At 43.7% G+C, this 18,761-nt stretch carries 15 protein-coding genes; 9 read left to right on the top strand and 6 right to left on the bottom strand.

Translation table 11 applies throughout. From position 1 onward, the window contains the following. Positions 1–105 precede the first annotated feature (105 nt). The 7 genes from R7Q48_RS14885 (at position 106) to R7Q48_RS14855 (ending at position 9,397) form a co-directional block, all read left to right on the top strand. Positions 106–1,311 (top strand): aromatic amino acid transport family protein, encoded by a 1,206-nt coding sequence (locus tag R7Q48_RS14885; protein WP_033905238.1) that lies wholly within the window; start codon positions 106–108, stop codon positions 1,309–1,311. Between the two features lie 274 nt (positions 1,312–1,585). Next, complete coding sequence (locus tag R7Q48_RS14880) at positions 1,586–2,710, top strand: HD-GYP domain-containing protein (RefSeq protein ID WP_053303104.1); 1,125 nt, start codon at positions 1,586–1,588, stop codon at positions 2,708–2,710. 87 nt (positions 2,711–2,797) lie between these two features. Next, complete coding sequence (locus R7Q48_RS14875) at positions 2,798–3,016, top strand: hypothetical protein (protein ID WP_005377723.1); 219 nt, start codon at positions 2,798–2,800, stop codon at positions 3,014–3,016. Between the two features lie 324 nt (positions 3,017–3,340). Then, complete coding sequence (locus R7Q48_RS14870) at positions 3,341–4,105, top strand: ABC transporter ATP-binding protein (RefSeq protein ID WP_005377721.1); 765 nt, start codon at positions 3,341–3,343, stop codon at positions 4,103–4,105. Positions 4,106–4,116: 11 nt separating this feature from the next. Continuing rightward, the gene (locus R7Q48_RS14865; RefSeq protein WP_256903198.1) at positions 4,117–5,001 is read left to right on the top strand and encodes an iron-siderophore ABC transporter substrate-binding protein; all 885 of its coding nucleotides are present in this window, start codon (positions 4,117–4,119) and stop codon (positions 4,999–5,001) included. Then, the gene (fhuB, locus tag R7Q48_RS14860) at positions 4,998–6,974 is read left to right on the top strand and encodes a Fe(3+)-hydroxamate ABC transporter permease FhuB (RefSeq protein WP_256903199.1); all 1,977 of its coding nucleotides are present in this window, start codon (positions 4,998–5,000) and stop codon (positions 6,972–6,974) included. Before R7Q48_RS14865 ends, fhuB begins: the two co-directional genes overlap by 4 nt. A gap of 200 nt (positions 6,975–7,174) precedes the next feature. Next, complete coding sequence (locus tag R7Q48_RS14855) at positions 7,175–9,397, top strand: TonB-dependent siderophore receptor (RefSeq protein WP_213970445.1); 2,223 nt, start codon at positions 7,175–7,177, stop codon at positions 9,395–9,397. A gap of 42 nt (positions 9,398–9,439) precedes the next feature. On the opposite strand, the gene R7Q48_RS14850 is transcribed toward R7Q48_RS14855, so the two are convergent. From R7Q48_RS14850 to R7Q48_RS14825, 6 genes are all read right to left on the bottom strand, one after another. Further along, positions 9,440–9,988 carry a hypothetical protein gene (locus R7Q48_RS14850; RefSeq protein WP_005377712.1) on the bottom strand — a complete coding sequence of 183 codons (549 nt, stop codon included), beginning with the start codon at positions 9,986–9,988 and terminating at the stop codon, positions 9,440–9,442. Positions 9,989–10,239: 251 nt separating this feature from the next. Next, positions 10,240–12,015, bottom strand: a complete 1,776-nt coding sequence (locus R7Q48_RS14845) for an ABC transporter transmembrane domain-containing protein (protein WP_005377709.1) — start codon at positions 12,013–12,015, stop codon at positions 10,240–10,242. A gap of 3 nt (positions 12,016–12,018) precedes the next feature. Beyond that, positions 12,019–13,758 carry an ABC transporter transmembrane domain-containing protein gene (locus tag R7Q48_RS14840; protein ID WP_047102217.1) on the bottom strand — a complete coding sequence of 580 codons (1,740 nt, stop codon included), beginning with the start codon at positions 13,756–13,758 and terminating at the stop codon, positions 12,019–12,021. 271 nt (positions 13,759–14,029) lie between these two features. Next, complete coding sequence (locus R7Q48_RS14835) at positions 14,030–14,521, bottom strand: type II secretion system protein (RefSeq protein ID WP_005377704.1); 492 nt, start codon at positions 14,519–14,521, stop codon at positions 14,030–14,032. A gap of 204 nt (positions 14,522–14,725) precedes the next feature. Continuing rightward, positions 14,726–16,069 carry a sodium/glutamate symporter gene (locus tag R7Q48_RS14830; protein WP_191116126.1) on the bottom strand — a complete coding sequence of 448 codons (1,344 nt, stop codon included), beginning with the start codon at positions 16,067–16,069 and terminating at the stop codon, positions 14,726–14,728. A gap of 426 nt (positions 16,070–16,495) precedes the next feature. After that, positions 16,496–17,374 (bottom strand): LysR family transcriptional regulator, encoded by an 879-nt coding sequence (locus tag R7Q48_RS14825; RefSeq protein ID WP_005377700.1) that lies wholly within the window; start codon positions 17,372–17,374, stop codon positions 16,496–16,498. 103 nt (positions 17,375–17,477) lie between these two features. On the opposite strand from R7Q48_RS14825, the gene R7Q48_RS14820 reads away from it, so the two are divergent. Further along, the gene (locus R7Q48_RS14820) at positions 17,478–17,765 is read left to right on the top strand and encodes a putative quinol monooxygenase (RefSeq protein WP_025766691.1); all 288 of its coding nucleotides are present in this window, start codon (positions 17,478–17,480) and stop codon (positions 17,763–17,765) included. Between the two features lie 11 nt (positions 17,766–17,776). Next, complete coding sequence (locus R7Q48_RS14815; RefSeq protein ID WP_213905945.1) at positions 17,777–18,754, top strand: Gfo/Idh/MocA family protein; 978 nt, start codon at positions 17,777–17,779, stop codon at positions 18,752–18,754. Positions 18,755–18,761: the final 7 nt, after the last annotated feature.

The following is an 18,761-nucleotide window of genomic DNA, read 5'->3' as shown; positions in this document are numbered from 1 at the left end:
AGATCCTACAATATCGACGGCAATACAAATATGGTGTTGGTTTCGGTCCGCCGTTGCCCGATCTAATACTGATAATTTCTAATAAAGTGTAAAGATTAATATACAATGAGTCGTTCTAAAGTATTCGGTAGTACGCTAATTATTGCGGGCACTACAATAGGCGCTGGTATGCTAGCGCTTCCACTTGCCTCTGCCGGCATTGGTTTTTCAACTTCTATTATCATCATGCTAGGCTTATGGGCTCTGATGGCTTTCACTGCCTTGCTTATGCTTGAGCTTCATCAACATGCGGAGAGTAGTGCTACACTTCATACTTTGGCGAAACAGATCCTAGGTCAAAAAGGCAAGTGGGTGGCAAGTTTTGCGATGTTGTTTCTTTTCTACTCATTATGTGCAGCGTATATCGCTGGCGGTGGTGCTCAGTTCGGAGACCGCCTTGCACAATGGTTTGACCTCGATATTTCAGGGCCTACATCAACGATAATCTTTACCTTGATTGTGACTTTAGTTGTGACAGTGGGTACCGGTACGGTCGATAAAGTAAACCGAGTTCTGTTCGCGATGAAGCTCATTGCGATGGTTGCGGTGCTTTCTTTTCTTGCTCCAAACGTTACGGAATCTTACTTGTTAAGTATGCCAATCGAACAAGGCCTTGTTGTAGCGGCGATTCCGGTGATCTTTACTTCGTTTGGTTTCCACGGAAGTATACCTGCAATTGTGAATTACTTAGACGGTGACACTTCTTCTTTACGCAAAGCCGTTATTATTGGTTCGACGATTCCACTCGTTATTTATATCTTTTGGCAAATCGTGACGTTGGGTGTGGTTAGCCAAAGTACGCTTGTTGAGAACGGAGGGTTGAGCGCACTGATTGGTCAACTATCTCAGACAGTACACCAATCAAATTTGGGTAGCATTGTTGGTGTGTTTGCTGACTTGGCATTGTTGACATCGTTCCTTGGCGTGAGTTTGGGTCTATTCGAATTTTTGGGTGATACCATCAAAGGAAGTAACGATAAGCCTAATCGTTTGATTGCGGCACTAGTGACGTTTACTCCACCGCTAGGCTTCGCACTTTTCTATCCTCAAGGCTTTATTATGGCTTTGGGCTATGCAGCGATTGCCTTAGCGATTTTAGCCATCTTTTTGCCTTTGGTTATGGTGATCAAGGTTCGTAAATCGGATGATTTTACTGGGGAGTACCGCGTCGCAGGTGGTCAAGGTGCGTTAGTGATAACGGGCATCGCTGGCACTGGCATCGTATTCGCTCAGGTGTTAATTACGCTGGGTGTGCTTCCTGCTCTAGGCTAGTTGTTTAGAACGTTCTTTGAATAACTTCTAGTTACTGAATCCATCGTAATCAATCAGTATTGTTAGGCCAACGAGTTTCGCTCGTTGGCTTTTTTAATCTGGATCAAATTACCGTAAGATATCCGGTGAAAAAATTGGTAGAAATGTGCTTTTATTTCGTACACTTAAGTTGTGGTATATCGATAATTTAAGTGGAGAAAACCGCTCAAAATACCATTGAATTTGCAACACAATGAGCTTTTCTTGTTTCTCTGCTTTGGTGTGGAGGTGAAGCATGGCGCACCGGAGTTTTTACCCGTTTGCAAAACCGCTTAACGAGCAACTGCAAACGCTAAAAGGCAGGATGCAGGCGCACTTGCCATGTATTGATAGGGTGTCATTTGCAAAATATCACCCAGACCAAGATGTGCTCAAGTCATTTGCAGAAAGTGAGTTCGACACTTGGTGTTTAGCCCATCACGAATCAGCATTCCGTAAACTCCACCACCTCAATATTGCCTCTAAAAACGCGGTTCCTCGTATCGTCGAAGACCTTCATGATATTAAGCACTGTCCTCGGGTTCAAATTTTACTCAAACACGGATATCAGTCGTCGGCTGCTATTCCTTGTTATGACAATAAAGCTTTTACTGGTTTTGTATTTTTGAACTCCACTCAACGTGATGCGTTTAGTTTAGAAGCGCTGAATGGTCTTAAACCTTATTTCGAAATGATTCGATTTGCGGTTGAATCAGAGACTCAAGTAGTCAATGCGATAGAAACGCTAGCGAACCGAATGCAATGTATGATGCCAGGCTATTCACCTGAGTATTACGCGCATACCAAACGCATGAAGTACTACAGTCAAATTATCGCAACGCAGTTAGCGGATCGTTATCACCTGAATGACGAAATGGTCGAAGATATTGGTATTTTTGCTCAGTTCCATGCGCTCGGTGATAGTCAGCTGCCAGTTGAAATTGCTAGCCGCCGAACAAATTACTCTCAAGAACAAGAGGCGATATTGATTCAACATATTGAGCGTTGTATCGATTCAGCGGATGACATAGTTGCCCGTATCGGAAATCCGGTTCACCCGAGTGTGACTTTGTTTTTGCAGATGGTTACTTATCAGTACGAAAACTTAAATGGCACTGGTTATCCTTATGGTTTAACCAATGATGATATACCAATCGCCGCGCAAATTACGGCTGTCGCGAATGCCTTTGATTTTATGACGACGCACCATCCGTACAGACAAGCGTGGTCCATCCCATACGCATTGTTAGAACTTGAAAAATGGGTATATCAGGGATGGTTATCTCGAGAATGTGTTGATGCTCTGCGAGAGCATCAAGGTTATATAAAGCAAATCATCCACAAATATCCCGAGCACTATACAGGCTTGGGGTTAATGTGAAGAGCAGTAACAAAGTTGAAATGTTGACGAGGAGGAATATTTAAACAATACTGTTTTTATATACAGTAATAAGTTTGGAGGTGAAGTATGTTGTGGGAAACCCTTGAAAGAGTAAACCGCTTACGCCAACAAGCACTTGCAAATCCTGAGTTTGTTGAGTCAGCAAAAGAGCACGAACAAGCACTTCAGGAGCAAGAATACCATTATCAAACTAAGAAAAAGCGTTCAGCCAAAGACAAACAAGGTAAAAAGTCGCTGGCCGATATCTATAAAGAAGTAGAGTTTGGCGCTGACGCTCGTCATTAATGTATTCACTGCGGCATTTTTCATTTCTTCATACGCTGCAGTATTCGTTCAAATTTATGCGAGAGCAGTGGGAGACCGCTGCTCTCGTTGACCTGCCTATAATTTACTAATGAAGTTCAGCAGAGCAAATTATCACTAACACTTAGCAATTCTCTCAATGATCTTGTTGGTGTAATGATAATGACAACGGTTTGCATTTGTATCTTTGTTGTTATATAAAACCTCCCTTATTAATCGTTCTGTTGAATAAGAACGGCAAACGTGATCAACGAATGAGAGCTCTGAATAACTGTTATTCGTAAATGGCTATTAGGTGAAGTAGGGATGTTGGAAGCTAAAGCACTCCAGTTTGAGATTGAAGGCAAGTCATTGCTAAAAGCGTTTGATGTGACATTTGAACCCGGAAAAACATACGCTCTTGTTGGACACAATGGTTCAGGAAAATCCACATTGTTAAAGTTGTTGGCACAGCAACAGCCATACACCGCTGGTGACGTGGTTCTGCATGGAACGAGCATTAACGATCTCTCAGCGAAAAAATTCGCCCAACACATTGCCTACTTGCCTCAGCATCTTCCAGTGACCGACAGTATTTTAGGTCGAGATTTAGTCGGTTTTGGTCGTTATCCATGGCATGGTTTACTTGGACGTTTGAGTAAGAAAGATCACGACATTGTTGAAGAAGCAATGGCGATGACAGGCACACTAAAATACGCAGATCGCTTAGTGGACACGTTATCTGGAGGAGAGCGTCAACGTGTGTGGCTAGCTATGCTGTTAGCCCAAAAAACCGAGTATTTGCTTCTTGATGAGCCTTTGTCTGCGCTAGATATCAGCCATCAAGTCGATATGTTGAAGCTTATCTCTAAACTCAGTCAAGAACTGGGCTTGGGCGTTATTATCGTATTACACGACATCAACTTGGCTGCACGATTTTGCGACTACATCGTTGCATTACATCAAGGTGATTTGATTGCACAAGGCAATGTTGAACAGGTGTTTACTGAACCTAAGTTGAGGGACATATATGGGATAGAGATGATGATCTCTGACCACCCTGCGGGTTACCCGGTGGCGATGCCAAGCTAAAGGTTGGAATAATGAGCAGTACAAACACTCGACTTAAACATTTCTCTTTCGCTCTCTCACTTAGTGCGCTTTTGGTCAGTTCTTTTCAAGCACTAGCTGACGCATCACATCGGGTGATGTCGGTTGATTGGACACAAACTGAAACGATGTTGGCGTTAGGGGTTGTGCCCGTAGGCGTCGCTCAAGGGCAAGATTACGATGCTTGGGTAAAATCGCCACCGTTACCACCTCAAACTAAGGATGTAGGGTTAAGAACTCAACCCAATATAGAGCGTATTTACGAGCTCAGACCTGACCGTATTTTTATTGCCCCGTACTTCTCCTCAATGAAGCATCGTTTAGTCGATATTGCCCCCGTTACCACCATTGACTTATATGAAAGCGGGATCACAGATTGGTCGGTACTTACTCGTTTCACTCGGAGGTTTGGTGAAGAACTGGGAAGAGAAGCGGAAGCAGAGGCGCTTATCCAACAATATGAAAAACGTTTCTCTTTATTAAAACAGCGCATAAACAAAGACCAGCCGCCGCTTTTAATGATTCAGTTTATGGATACGAAGCACGTTCGTGTTTTTGGTCAAAATAGTCTTTACTCTCAGGCTATCGAAAAGATTGGGCTGAGTAATGCATGGAATGAAAAGACGAATAGCTGGGGCTTTAGCCTAGTTGGCATCGACAAGTTAGCTGGCATAAAAGCTCAAATTGTTATCGTAGAGCCATTACCTTACGGTGGAGCGGAGCAGCTCTCTCAAGACCCATTTTGGCAATATGTTGTTCAACAATCTGGTGAAAAGGTAATGCAAGTCGCGCCCGTTTGGAGTTTTGGTTCTATGCCTTCAGCCTTCCGTTTCGCAGAGTTAGTTACGGCGAGTAAGGTCGAGGAGTTAACACAATGAAAACGATGCCTTTAAGCTTTGTGGTGTTACTTTCGGCATTTACCTTTTCTATTGGTGCTTTCCAATTGTACCAAGTAAGCTCATTTTCGTTGGCTCTAATCAGTTTATGGGAGCCTAACTTTCAATCTATCGATTCTGTTTTACTTCACTTTAGCTGGTGGCCTCGAGTCTTCACCACGATTATATCTGGTGCTGGATTAGCGGTTGCTGGGGTATTGATGCAGCAAGTGCTGCGTAACCCTCTCGCTTCACCCACGACACTTGGTGTGGCGAGCGGTTCAAGTTTTGCTTTGATGTTAGCTACGCTATTCGCTCCTTGGATGTTGGATATTGCGCCTAATTTGGTTGCTCTCATCGGCGGTGTGATATCGATGGGGTTGGTGATGCTGTTGTCATGGCGACGAGCGTTATCTCCAACGGTTGTCGTCGTTTCTGGGTTAGTGATAAACCTGTACTTTGCATCATTAAGTACGGTTATTCTGATGATGAATACCGAAAAGCTGAATGGGTTAATGATATGGGGAGCCGGTTCGCTTGTTCAGAGTGGATGGGGAGATTTCTCGTATCTTGCCCCTCGAATCGCACTTGCTACGGTCGTTGCATTTGTGATTGCAAAGCCGTTAAGTCTGTTGGAACTCTCCGAGCAAGGTGCCAAGAGTTTAGGTGTCTCGCTAGCTAAGTTGCGTTTTGTCTGTCTTGGGCTTGCGGTGTTAATCACTTCTTGGGTGGTTTCTGCCGTAGGAATCATCGGTTTCATCGGGTTAGCGGCGCCAGCGATTACTCGATTGATAGGTATCAATAAAATCCAGCATAAGCTTTGGGTATCAATGCTGATTGGTGCCATGTTATTGACTTTAACCGATTTGGTTATTCAGCAACTGCCGGGGCTAATGGCGAGTTTTATACCAACGGGAGCAGCAACCGCTGCACTGGGCGCTCCGCTACTGTTATGGCTGTTACCTCGCTTATCACAAAAGACGCAGGGCCATACTCAAACAGTGTTAACTCGACATCGTGAACATGTTTACAAGCTAAACCCTAAAGCGATCTCATTGGCGTTGATCGGCACGTTAATTTCTGTTGTTCTTTTTGCCACGGTTGCTGTGCAAAATGAAGGGTGGGCAAACTTATTTGCTAGCCAAAATTGGATTTTTTTGGAGTGGCGCGCACCTAGATTATTTGCAGCAGCAATTGCGGGGGCAATGTTGGCGATTGCTGGAACCATGATTCAACGCCTAAGTGGAAACCCAATGGCAAGTCCTGAAGTGATCGGTATCAGTTCAGGGACAGCGATGGGATTGATCATCGCGATGTTTACTGGGTTTGGTTCGTCAATTTTCACTCTTTCTCTAGGCGGGCTCGTAGGCGCATTAGCGACGGTATTAGTCATTGTGCTGCTAAACCGTAAGTCAGGCTTTCAGTCGGAGCGTATTTTGTTGACTGGTATTGCGATAACCGCACTGATGAATGCAATACAGAGCTTTATTCTAGCCACTGGTGACCCAAGAAGTTATCAAGCATTGGCTTGGTTGTCTGGGTCTACCTACTATGTCTCGGTTGAAACGTTACTCCCATTGTCTTTATCTGCGCTTGTCTTTATAGGGTTGAGTTTTCTCTGCGTAAGATGGCTAGATATTCTTCCTGTCGGTGCCGCTTCCTCTAAAGCACTTGGAATTCGAGTTGATCGTTCACGCGCAATACTGCTTCTTTTAGTTGCTTGTCTCACGGTCAGTGCGACATTGGTTGTTGGCCCGATTAGCTTTGTTGGGTTGTTGGCTCCGCATTTAGCTCGCTTATTTGGTTTTAACAAAGCGTCACAACACATGTTATGCGCCGCGATACTGGGGGCAGGGGTGATGTTGTTGGCTGATTGGTTGGGACGACAGGTCCTTTACCCGCAAGAAATACCAACAGGGCTTATGGCGTCTCTCATTGGCGGTTTGTATTTAATGTGGGGTTTACGCCGCTTATAGAAATGAGCTAAGCCTCAACCAAGAAAGTACTTATACAAATAAGCACTCGTAGTGGCATTCGTAACCTATGCGAGTGCTTTATGCAAAACCTCTGGTTTGTCTTTTACGGAAACAACTGGCGATGCCGTAACTCGCTTTTCTTTCAGCGGTCGCTGAAGTCATGAAGGGTTGGTTTGGCTGCCGACAAAAAGGAGAAGAATATGACTCGGCAGTTTATGCTGACACCAACGTCGATAGCGGTTGTATTAGCTTTATCAACGCCAAATGTCTTGGCTCTGGAAGATGAAAATATAGTTGTGATTGGACAGCAGCAAGACAGTGCAGTTGGTCCTGATTTTAGTTATCTTGGAGCGAAGAGTCGGGCAGCGACGAAAACTGATATTGCCATCAATGAGACTCCAAGAGCGGTGTCTGTTGTTACGCGAGAGCAAATGGATGATCGTGCCTCTATTAGCATTTCTGACGCGCTACAGTACACACCAAGCATTCAAACTAACTATTTTGGCGAAGATAACAAGCAAGATTGGTTTATTATTCGTGGTTTTAAACAGGCGAACAGCGGGTTGTATCAAGATGGTACCCGTTTATATTCTTCTGGCTTCTATAGTTGGCAAATAGATCCGTTTGCGTTAGAGAGGGTTGAAGTTTTACGTGGTGCAGCGTCTGTTCTTTATGGGCAAAACCCTCCAGGTGGGGTTATCAATGTTGTCAGTAAGCGACCTCAATTTGATGGGGGGTCAGGACTTGTATCTTTGGAGTACGGTTCTGAAGACCGTAAACAACTTTCTCTTGACGTAAACTCTGAGGTGAGTGAGCAGCTAGCTTTCCGCTTTCAAGGGTTAGCGAGAAAAAATGGGACGAGAATTAGTGGGGTAGAAGCAGAGCGCATTCTTCTCTCTCCATCGATGACGTACAAATTTAATGAGACGTCTGAAATTACCTTTCTAACGAGCTATCAAAAAGACGACTCAGATCCTTATCTGCAATTTTTGCCAGTTGAAGGAACGTTAACGCCAAACAAAAATGGAAAGATCAGTGATAGTTTAGCGATAGGCAATCCTAACTGGGAGACGTTTGAGCGTGAGCAGGTGTCTTTAGGCTATGAGTTTTCTCATGCATTTAATGATACCACTTCATTTGTTCAAGCAGCTCGTTACAGCGAAATGGATGTTAAGCTAAGACAAATGTATTCGTACGTTTACTCGGCTGACGTGCCTGCGTTGGGGCCGGCTTTGGACCCATCAAATGAACGCAAAACCATACTTCGGGGTGCTTCAACAGAAGATGGGTCATCTGATGCTTTTAATATCGATAATCGTTTGATGCACCAAGTAAATTGGGGAAGTGTTGAGCATAACTTGATGTTGGGCATAGATTTTCAAATGATCAGTATCGATGGTAAAGATTTTGCCAATGACCCTATAGTTGCTAATGGTAATGCATTATTAAACACACCAATGGGAGCTTTGCCCGATCCTAGGTTTAATGTATTTAATCCTACTTATTCGGATAACATAATGTTACTCGATCCGAATACGCTACAACCATTGAGCGAAACCGATAAGCAAAGAACGAAAATCGATAATCAGCAGCTCGGCGTCTACTTTCAAGATCATATGCTGATCAACGATAAATGGGCGATGTTATTGGGCGCACGTTACGACGATACAAGTAATGAAGTACATAATGTTACCACGGGTGCTCGCACGAAAGTCGATAATGGAGAGTGGACGTTTAGCGTGGGAACGGCTTATATTTCTGATTCTGGCTTCACGCCATACTTTAGTTACTCTCAGTACTTTGATCCAATTATTCAAGAAGACAGCAATGGTAAGCCAGCGAAGCCTGAAAGTGGTGATCAATTTGAAATCGGTATGAAATACCAACCGGATTCGTTTGATGGTTATTTCAATATTGCAACGTATCGGGCAACAAAAGAAAACTTGGCTCGTATCTACTTGAGTGAATTAACGCAAATAGGAAAAATAGAAAATAACGGCGTTGAGTTTGAAGCTGTAGCTAATGTGACACCATCCTTAACATTGATCGGGAACATTGCGTACGTTGATGCAGAGATAAAAGAAGACATCAATAAGGCATGGGTTGGCAAAACACCTTCCCAAGTGGCTAATACCGTATCATCAGCTTGGGCACATTATCGTTTCTTTGATGGACCTCTTGATGGCTTTGCTGTTGGCTTAGGCGCGCGCTATACAGGTGAGTCATACGGAGACAACGAAGAGAGACTAAAAGTACCAAGTTATTTCTTAATGGATGCGACGGTCAGTTATCGAATCGGCGATTACAAGCTACAAGTCGCAGCTAAAAACATCGCGGATAAAAAGTACATAGCGACATGTGATGGCTTTTGTTGGTATGGCGACCGACAAAATGTTATTGCAAGTTTAACTTACGACTGGTGAGTTAACGTATAAATAAACACCCCTAACTTTAGGGGTGTTTATTTAGAAATCGGCTTTACGGACAAAGTGCGGGTTTTTGTACTTTTTCTGCGGACCAAACGATGATACGACAAGTTTGTTCCATAATGTTTTGTCAAACTCACCCTTTGGAATCGAAGGGTAGAGGGTTTCCTCTTCTTCTCTTGCAAAATTCATATATTGTTTCTTTTTAATTTGATTGTACTTTTTGGCGATCTGGTTATGTTTTCTTACCCACTCCAGCTTGTAATTGTGGAGCACTTTTTCACCATCTTCGAGACTCATTCGAGATAGGAACAGTCGCTTGTATGAGACCTTTCTGTCCAGCATTGTGCGCATAACGGTTTGGATATATTTACCGTGATGCGTAATGGTAATGTCGTTTTCATCAATAGGAGTGACACACCAGCCTTTAGGTAAAAAGTCTGGCTTCTTAAATTGCTTATTACGCTCCATTAGCGCCTGATGTAAAACTAAATCAGAGGTGCCGCGGAACGTCTTTTGCCATTTACCGATACGAATTTGAATCGAACCAGGCAAGCGATAGATGTTAGTAAACTTATCTTTGTCCATGGACTTGTGTCATGAGATTAATGTGCATAATTAGAAAGCGGAATTCGGCCCAATGCCACAGGCAGTAGACTTAAGTACCGTACGATTTTACAACGACCTTGCGTGATATAGCGAGGGGTTATGTCAATAATAGGTAAGAAATAGAAAATTAGTTCACATTATGAAGAAATTGGAAGCTAACAAGGCTAAATTTTGAAGTTACACCAATTATGCCCATACCAACTAAATAAAAAGAAGGCACGGGCATAAAATCACACCGCTTCTTCGAGTTGCTTGGTGTCTTCTTCAATCTGTTGTAGATGTCGGTTTGCTTGCTGTAACTGATACATTTGAGCATAACGACCATTTTGCGTTAAGAGTGCTTTGTGTGTGCCTTTCTCGACTAACTCCCCATGATGAAGAACAATGATTTGGTCTGCATCTAGGATAGTTGAAAGCCGATGAGCAATAACAACGAGCGTCATGTCTTGTCTGAGTACCGCCAAGCTCTTTTGGATTAAAGCCTCTGTTCCTGAGTCAATATTTGCGGTTGCTTCATCTAATATCAATATCTTAGGTTTTACCACAAGCACACGTGCTAACGCCAAAAGCTGTTTCTGACCTGCAGATAAATTAGTTTCGCCTTGACCTAATTGCGTGTCTAGCCCGTTAGGGTAACGATGAATTTGTTCTGCCAAACCTACCTTGTCTAACGCATCCCATATTTGATTGTCATCAACCGCCCGACTGAGAGAGATGTTTTCTCTGACTGAAGCAGGGAGAATATGTGGATCTTGTTGAACCATTGCCACATCTTTGCGAAGTACGTCTTTCCCTAATGTTTTAAGTGGACGACTATCTATGAGCAGTTCACCACATTGCGTTGGATAAAAGCCCATTAACAGTGACGCTAATGTGCTTTTACCGCTTCCTGTATGCCCGACAAGCGCGATAAAGTCTTGGTGGTTGGCCTTCAACGAAATGTCTTTTAGGACGTCCTGTTTACCATCGTAGCTAAATGTGAGGTCTTTAAGTTCGATAGCACCTGACCTTAATGGTTGATGATCGTCCCCGTAAGTTTGTTCTTTCGCGTCAATCAATTCAAAAACACGTTCGCTTGACACTAACGCCTGCTGAAGTAGAGCAAGTTGCTGAGTCATCTCAATTAGTGGTTCAGTAACTCGCGCAAGATAACTGATAAATGCATACAGTACCCCCACACCAATCAACTCAATACCATTAAAACCAAAGATCGCAACCAAGCAAAGCAACGCAAGACCAGCGAGTAAGTCCATTAATGGTCTTAGCAGATAGCCGTTTAGCCGAATCACTCGTTTAGATGCCACCAGATGCTCTGCGGTTAGCTCGTTGAACTGTTTATTAAAACGCTCTTCTTGTTGCATTAATTGAATGACACTCATCCCTTGAATGGATTCACTCAGATTCGCATTTATATCGGTCAATAGGTCACGCATCTTTCGGTAGCTTTCTGTACTTAGCTGCTTAAACAAGTACATAAAGCCGATGACGATCGGCAGCAATACAAGCACAACGAGTGTGAGCTTCCAGCTCATGAAAAACATAACGCCAAGCATTACGACAATCATGACCACGTTTTTCACCACGGTCGCGATCAAAAGCTCATAAAATTGCTGTAAAGATTCCGTATCGTTGGTGATTCGCGACACCAATTTTCCAGCAGGAGTGTAATCAAACGCAGATAACGGCTGCTTAATCACGCCAGAAAATACTTGCTTACGAATCGCTTTGATCGTGTTAGCCGCGACAATGCTAAATTGCAATGACTGAAAATACTGGAATGTTGCCGATACGATCTGAAGAGCGATATAACCTACTGCTAGCGAAATCAGAACACTTTGTGAATAGTCACCTTTAGCGATGTGCTCATCAATGAAATATTGAATCAACCAAGGGCCGCCGGCGCTAGCTAACGCTGCAATAAACAGCAAGGCGAGTCCTTTAATCATTGGCTTTGGTTGAGATAATGGGTAAGACATTAACCGTTTAAACGTGCTGGTCTGGTTCATTCATTATTCCTCCATCGCCTGCTCTAGTTTCTGATACTCGAACATCTCGGCGTACCAGCCTTTATGCGCTAATAACGCGCTATGTTGCCCACGTTCAGTAATGTGTCCGTGATTCAATACAATGATCTCGTCTGCTGCTTCCAAAGCGGTGAGGCGGTGCGCAATAACGATTAGGGCCTGATTACGGTAGTATGTTTCCAAATTCTTAAGGATTTGATGTTCGGTCCGTCCATCAACAGCGGAAAGTGCATCGTCCAAAACCAACACTTGAGCATTCAGCAGCATAGCGCGTGCTATCGCAATACGTTGTTTTTGCCCGCCGGAGAGTGTAATGCCTTTTTCACCAACTTCTGTTTGATAGCCTTCAGGAAACTTTTCAATATCGTCATGTATACAGGCTAACTTTGCTGCTCTATAGACTTCTTCTTTCTCTGCATTAGGGTTGCCTAAGGCAATATTTTCGAAGATAGATTTGGAGAATAGAAACGGACTTTGGTTAACGACAGCAAAACGGTTGCGCCACTGCGGTAGTAGGGCATCCTTGATCTCGACATCCCCGAATTTAATTGAGCCGTTTTCTAAATCATGTTGACGCAAAAGTAGTGTTAACAGAGTCGATTTTCCGCTTCCTACCGGCCCTGCAACTCCCAACATTTTTCCGGGTTCAAGTTCGATGTTTACTTCCGTCAAAGCGGGCGGTAAATCACTAGACCAGTGGAAATCGTCGATATCAATTTTTAACGGAAGTGGTTTATTTTCTATTGGCTTATTACCACTGATAATTTCTGGCTTTTCATCAAAGATCTCTTGTAGTCGGTTCCATGCAGCTGAGCCTCTTTCTAAAATGTTAAATAGGAATGCGAATGCCAGCATCGGCCATATCATCAACCCTAAATACATCGTAAATGCGGTCAGATCACCAAGCGTGATCTCACCTTTATCAACAAGGTAAGCACCAGCAGCGACACTAAGAAGGAAAGAAAGACCGATGGTTAACTGAATTGCCGGGTCAAATCTAGCATCGACTCTTGCAACAGCGATGTTCTTTTCGCCAGTATCATCCACAACCTCTTCAAAACGTTGCTGCTCTTGGTTTTCTAATCCGAAAGCACGCAGCATTCGCACGCCATTAAGTGACTCTTGTGTCATGTCTGACATGGTAGAAAAGGCTTCCTGAGCGACACGAAAGCGTTGATGTAGGATGCGCACAATAAAGAAGATGATGATGGCAAGAAATGGCATTGGAAGAAGCGCCATTACGGTGAGCTTCCAGCTTACTTGCGTTACCATAATGATTAAAACCGCAATACCAGTGATCAAAGAGTCTGCGGCGGTTAAAACCCCTTCGCCGGCTGTCATAACGATATTACGCACATCATTAGTGCCACGAGCCATCAGATCCCCCGTCTTGTAACGTTCAAAAAAACGAGGTGGCTGTGTCGATAAATGCCTATATAGACGGTTACGTAGAATGGTCCCGAGCTCCCAGCTTGCGCCGAAAAGCCAAATTCGCCATAAGATGCGACACCCATAAATGGTAAAGATCAGTACAGTTAACCCTGACAGCCATAGAATCAGCGTATTTGTATCTAAAGTGTTGTCTACGACGCCGTCAACTATGATGCCAACTGCTTTGGGCGGAACAAGCTGTAGTGCTGATATCACAGCGAAAAGCAGAATGGATCCGACATAGTGCCTCCACTTTTGTTGGAAATACCAACGTAGCTGCCAGAATATTCTCATTACGCCTCCCGCTTTAAATTATTGAATTTGTTATAGAACTATTATTGAGCGAAATGATGAGTTTACAAGCACAAGTTATAGGCGGGTTTAAAAACGATAGATTGTTTCAATTATAGCCATGTGTCGGCGCAAATTACTGGTTTTATCTCTATGAGCTAACTGTGCGACGACATTATGTGAAATAGTTGTTAATGGTTGTTTTGGAGCCATTACCTTGCAATAACGATGAAGACACCAAAAGTAAAAGTGTTACTGCCACTCTATATGGGAATTAGCAATCGTCAGTTTGTATTTTGTATTTCACTTGGCCACCTGGAGTTTCTGGGTAGTAAACTTCGACATAGCACATATGTTCTGGACCAACAGGCTTGTTTGCAAAACCAATAAGGAAGTAGGGCTCGTCTGGGCTGTCTACCCCATACCAAGTGTTGATAGTGAGTTGCGGATCAAAGCCTGCTAGCTCTTTTGCTGGAATAACATTTTTGATAAATCCAAAGTAACCAATTAGGTCGTTATGGCCGTCATTATCTAGATCAATGTTATATTGTATGCCGCCATCTACTGTCTCTTGAGATTGAATCACTGCTTTGGTGTAGACAAAGTTGTTGGCGGTCATGAGTGCTTCTCTGGCTCCATATAGAACCGCCACTCTGGCATCTTTTTGTAAGCCAAGAAATTTAGGAAATGCAACGACGCTTACAATACCAAGAATGATGATGCACACAATGAGTTCAATAAGAGTAAATCCTTGAGAGCGACGCACAGCCTTTCTCCATGTTTTAGAAACGAATAGGCGGCTATTCTGATATAGAAACGTTCAGGTCAAGTATTAAAAAAGAATGATAATAAGAGATCGAGATTGCAAATCTCAAATATAAAACAAGTTGCTTATTTTCGAGATGAGGAGTGATTTTGATAAAAACCAAGGAATGAACTCGAGAGGATAAAATCCTCCCGAGTAAAGCGACTAAGATTCGTGTGTCAGAGCACTGCTGTTACGTTTAAAAATGAATCGCCAAATAAATAAGACAATTGCGATGTAACCTAATCCTACACCAAGCGATTGCCAGTGCATGCCGTTATACATCGCGATTGGCATCAAAGAGATGATGAAGATGTCAGTGATTGAGCCAGGGACATAAGCTATGGCGTAATCATCAAGTACTTTGCTACGCATTTTGGGATCAACAATACGAAGTAACGCAATACCCATGGCAACCGTACCGGTTAACCAACCCCAAGAGAAAATGCCTTTCTCGAACCAATCTTCGCCCATGATACGTGGGGCAACCCAGAAGATTAGCCATAGTGTGAAGGCGATACCGCCGATTGCAAGCACTACCATCGGCATTAAATACTGGGCTAAGACGGTAATCTTGATGGCTGAGATACCAAAGATAATCAAATAATCGGTACTGATGCCCGCAGCGTGTTTGAATGCACCGTCACAAAGATAGCGTGAAGCTTTCGTTTGTTTCGCGATGATTCGCACAAGCATGCCGCCAAGGAAGCCAGTTACAAACGTCGGGATCTGCACCTTATCGTGGAAAGAAGACAAGTAGTTGGCGGCGACATAAGAGAAAGCGGTTACGACAACCACTAACGCAGCGTGAATCGCGAAAGAATCAACCGACAGGGAAGACATGGTGTCTTTCATTACCGGTTCTTGATCATCAGGCTTAACAAGGCCTTTGCGTTCGTGTTCGTCCATGCTGTCGAAGGTCGTAAAGCTACGAATCCAACCCATCTTCAATGCGAATTGCAGCATGAGCATGCCGACAGAAATCGAGATGAAAATACCCACGGTTGCGAACGTTAAGCCAAGTGTGAAGCCATCTTCCCAGCCAAGCCCCGTGAAGATTTCACCAACAACAGATGCAGAGCCATGTCCGCCCATAAAGCCCGCAGACATTGTCACACCAAAGCCAGGATTAATCTCTGGCCAGAAGAAGGTTGTGAGAACTAGACCAAACATTGCTGCAAACAACCACTGAGAAACAGAAGCGATTTGGTTAAACGCCCACAATGAGCCAGCACGCTGTGCGACGGTTTTAGGTGATGGAACATCCGTTGCCAGACCTAACGCAGAAAAAAGTGCAGCAGTTAATAGGCTTGCGTTAGCGGTAAACGTATCGGTCCAAGGCAGTACGTCTAACAGGGCTGGTCCAAAAAATAGACCGAATAATCCTGCGAGAACCGCCGATGGAATGTACATACGCTGTAGTAATGGCGCGTGAACGCGAATGACTTTTGCCAAAATCAATAGTAAGCCAGCGATGGCTAAGTCAGTCAGCATTAGACCTTTAGGCATCTTATCCTCCAGTAAATGCAGTCAAGGGGTAGCGTCCTTGTGACCTACCTTGAATAAAAATCTCTCTCAAGCCAAAAAGTCACATACGTGACTAAAAGCGTTGAGAAATCAATGTCGTTTTCATAAGCAAAGGAATGTGCTTATGCAATTTGAAATGAGTGTAAATGTTGTGATTGCACACGAACAGGAAGAGAAATTAGATTAAATTTCTCGATATTTTTTTGATAGTTCACTCAGGAAAGGCGGCAATCCTAGTCACTTTGTCAGAGCAATGCAATTGGTGTGAATCAATAAATTATGCCTAGTTAATGGGTGTCTCTGACTAACAACATGAAAAATAAAGACAATTAACAAGCAATAATATTTGTCATATCGACAATAAAAGTTAATTAAATGGTTAAATTGTCGCCGCTTTATGGGGTGACGTTATGGATTCACATGAGAAAGAATAAAATCGACCAAGGTACGGTTTTTAAGGGAAAGCTGTTTTGAACGGTAAAGCAGGTGGATCGGTTTTGGCTTGGGAGCATGTTGCTGGAGAATTTCTACCAAGGCACCAGATTGGATTTCCTGCTCAACTAAGATCTTTGGTTGCATAAGAACACCAGAGCTTTTTAACGCGGCGAACTTAAGTACATCGCCATTGTTAGACGTTAATCGGGTGTTGCTGTTTCCAAAGGTATTAGATGGCATGTTCACCACTTGTTGGCTTTCTCCTTGGTGATACTGAAACCCCAAACAATGATGGTGTGCTAAGTCATCAAGTGATTGGATAGGGGCATGTTGCTCAAGGTAAGAGGGTGAGGCGCAGTAAGTCATGTGGTATTCACCCAATTTTCTCGCGACTAACGACGAATCGACCAACTCACCGATTCGAATAATCACGTCAGCTTCGCTTCGATATGGGTCAATCAAATTGTTGTCCAACATTAGCTCAACGTTCAAATCGGGAAATTCAGCTAAGAAGTCAGCCACGATAGGAGCAATGACCTTTTTGCCATACGTGACAGGGCAGTTAACTTTTACAGTTCCGGTTGGACGGTTGATCAGCGTCTGGATCAGGTTCTCTGCGTTGGTGATGTCTTCAATAATGCGGTGGCACTCTTGATAGTAGAGTCTGCCAGCTTCGGTCAGGGACTGTTTGCGCGTGGTGCGATGAATTAGCTGTGTACCTAAGCTTTGCTCAAGAAAGCTCACGTGCTTGCCAACCATGGTCGGTGAAATATCAAAGTGGTGTGCTGCATTACGAAAGCTGCCGTGTTCGACCACGTAAGCGAAAACTTTCATGCTTGTTAATTTATCCATTGCACACCCAGAGTTGATAAAGAAATAACTAAAGCAGAGTTTATCAATCAAATGAGGTTAATTACAGTGGGCGTATGATTAAGAATGGAGAAAGAGAGCCATCATGAGCGAGACGATTTTTGTTACCGCCGAACTGAAAATGAATGCCGATAAGCCAAGACAACAAGTGGTTGAAGCCATTGAACAATTTTGCCTTGATATGCAAAGCGAAGCGGGGTGCTTGCAAGCGAATGCGACCTACGATTCTAAAGCTCCACAACGTGTGATTCTTTGGGAGCGATATGAAAACCGCGCCGCGATTGAAGCGCATTTTGCTATGCCGCATACACAAGCGTTTATTGCGGCTGAAATGGCAGAGTTAGTTCAAGCATTCGAAACCCAAGCTCAATAGGAGACGTGAACATGAAATGGGGCATTTTAGGCACAAGCTTTATCTCAGGAGTCATGGCTGAGGCAATCCAAGGCGATGACAAGAGTGAACTGTACGCGGTTGCTGGGCGTTCGGAGCAGAACTTACAGGCATTCGCTGAGCAATATGGCATCGAGAATACGTTCAACGATTACGATGCGTTGATTGCTGATGAGCAAGTCGACATTATTTATATCGCATTGCCAAATCACCTTCATCATGACTTTATCGTCAAAGCGGCTGAGCAGGGCAAAGCGATCCTGTGTGAAAAGTCACTTTCGGTAGATATGGAAAAAACCGAGCTGGCACTTCAAGCCGTAGAAGCGCACAAGGTATTCTTTGCTGAAGGCTTAATGTACTTGCATCACCCATTTATCAGTGAGTTGGTTTCGGTGCTTAAATCGGGAGAGATTGGTGAACTTCGCTCCATCCATACGTCTTATATTGCGTCGATTGCGCAGTTTGTTAATCCAGACAGCAAAGGTGCTTTGTATAACTTAGGTTGCTATCCAATGTCATTAGTGCATTTGGTGGTTAAAACCATGTTGGGTGAACAAACCTTTGAGAACCGTTCAATGAAAGCGATTGGCCGACGAGGTAATGATGGGAATATCTGCGAGTCGAGCTTGATGATGCAATTTGGTGAGCAACAAACGGTGAGCGTACATACTGCCGAAGATCATGGATTGAAACACCAGTTCACCATTCTGGGTAGCAAAGGCTGTATTACCTTAGATTCAAACCCATGGCTACCAACGCAAGATAACCAGTTTAGTGTGGAAATTTACGAGACGTCGAAGCGCGAGGTGTCTGTACCGGCAACTGGGGACGCTTTCTTCTATCAAGTGCGCAATATTCGCCAAGCGGTTGAAGAGGGGCGTACCTCGTTAGAAAACCCTTGTGCAACATGGGAAGACTCTCACCGTATTATGCAGCTACTGACTGAGTGGGAATCACTGGCTTCAAAGTAAGTGTGTA

The sequence above is a fragment of the Vibrio sp. 378 genome, assembly GCF_033339435.1.
Note: the sequence above shows the minus strand (reverse complement) of the source record. Positions and strands in the feature narration are given on the sequence as shown.

Coding starts and splice junctions, on each gene's coding strand:
- R7Q48_RS14885 (WP_033905238.1), top strand. CDS start 106: ATGAGTCGTTCTAAAGTATTCGGTAGTACGCTAATTATTGCGGGCACT.
- R7Q48_RS14880 (WP_053303104.1), top strand. CDS start 1,586: ATGGCGCACCGGAGTTTTTACCCGTTTGCAAAACCGCTTAACGAGCAA.
- R7Q48_RS14875 (WP_005377723.1), top strand. CDS start 2,798: ATGTTGTGGGAAACCCTTGAAAGAGTAAACCGCTTACGCCAACAAGCA.
- R7Q48_RS14870 (WP_005377721.1), top strand. CDS start 3,341: ATGTTGGAAGCTAAAGCACTCCAGTTTGAGATTGAAGGCAAGTCATTG.
- R7Q48_RS14865 (WP_256903198.1), top strand. CDS start 4,117: ATGAGCAGTACAAACACTCGACTTAAACATTTCTCTTTCGCTCTCTCA.
- fhuB (WP_256903199.1), top strand. CDS start 4,998: ATGAAAACGATGCCTTTAAGCTTTGTGGTGTTACTTTCGGCATTTACC.
- R7Q48_RS14855 (WP_213970445.1), top strand. CDS start 7,175: ATGACTCGGCAGTTTATGCTGACACCAACGTCGATAGCGGTTGTATTA.
- R7Q48_RS14850 (WP_005377712.1), bottom strand. CDS start 9,988: ATGGACAAAGATAAGTTTACTAACATCTATCGCTTGCCTGGTTCGATT.
- R7Q48_RS14845 (WP_005377709.1), bottom strand. CDS start 12,015: ATGAACCAGACCAGCACGTTTAAACGGTTAATGTCTTACCCATTATCT.
- R7Q48_RS14840 (WP_047102217.1), bottom strand. CDS start 13,758: ATGAGAATATTCTGGCAGCTACGTTGGTATTTCCAACAAAAGTGGAGG.
- R7Q48_RS14830 (WP_191116126.1), bottom strand. CDS start 16,069: ATGCCTAAAGGTCTAATGCTGACTGACTTAGCCATCGCTGGCTTACTA.
- R7Q48_RS14825 (WP_005377700.1), bottom strand. CDS start 17,374: ATGGATAAATTAACAAGCATGAAAGTTTTCGCTTACGTGGTCGAACAC.
- R7Q48_RS14820 (WP_025766691.1), top strand. CDS start 17,478: ATGAGCGAGACGATTTTTGTTACCGCCGAACTGAAAATGAATGCCGAT.
- R7Q48_RS14815 (WP_213905945.1), top strand. CDS start 17,777: ATGAAATGGGGCATTTTAGGCACAAGCTTTATCTCAGGAGTCATGGCT.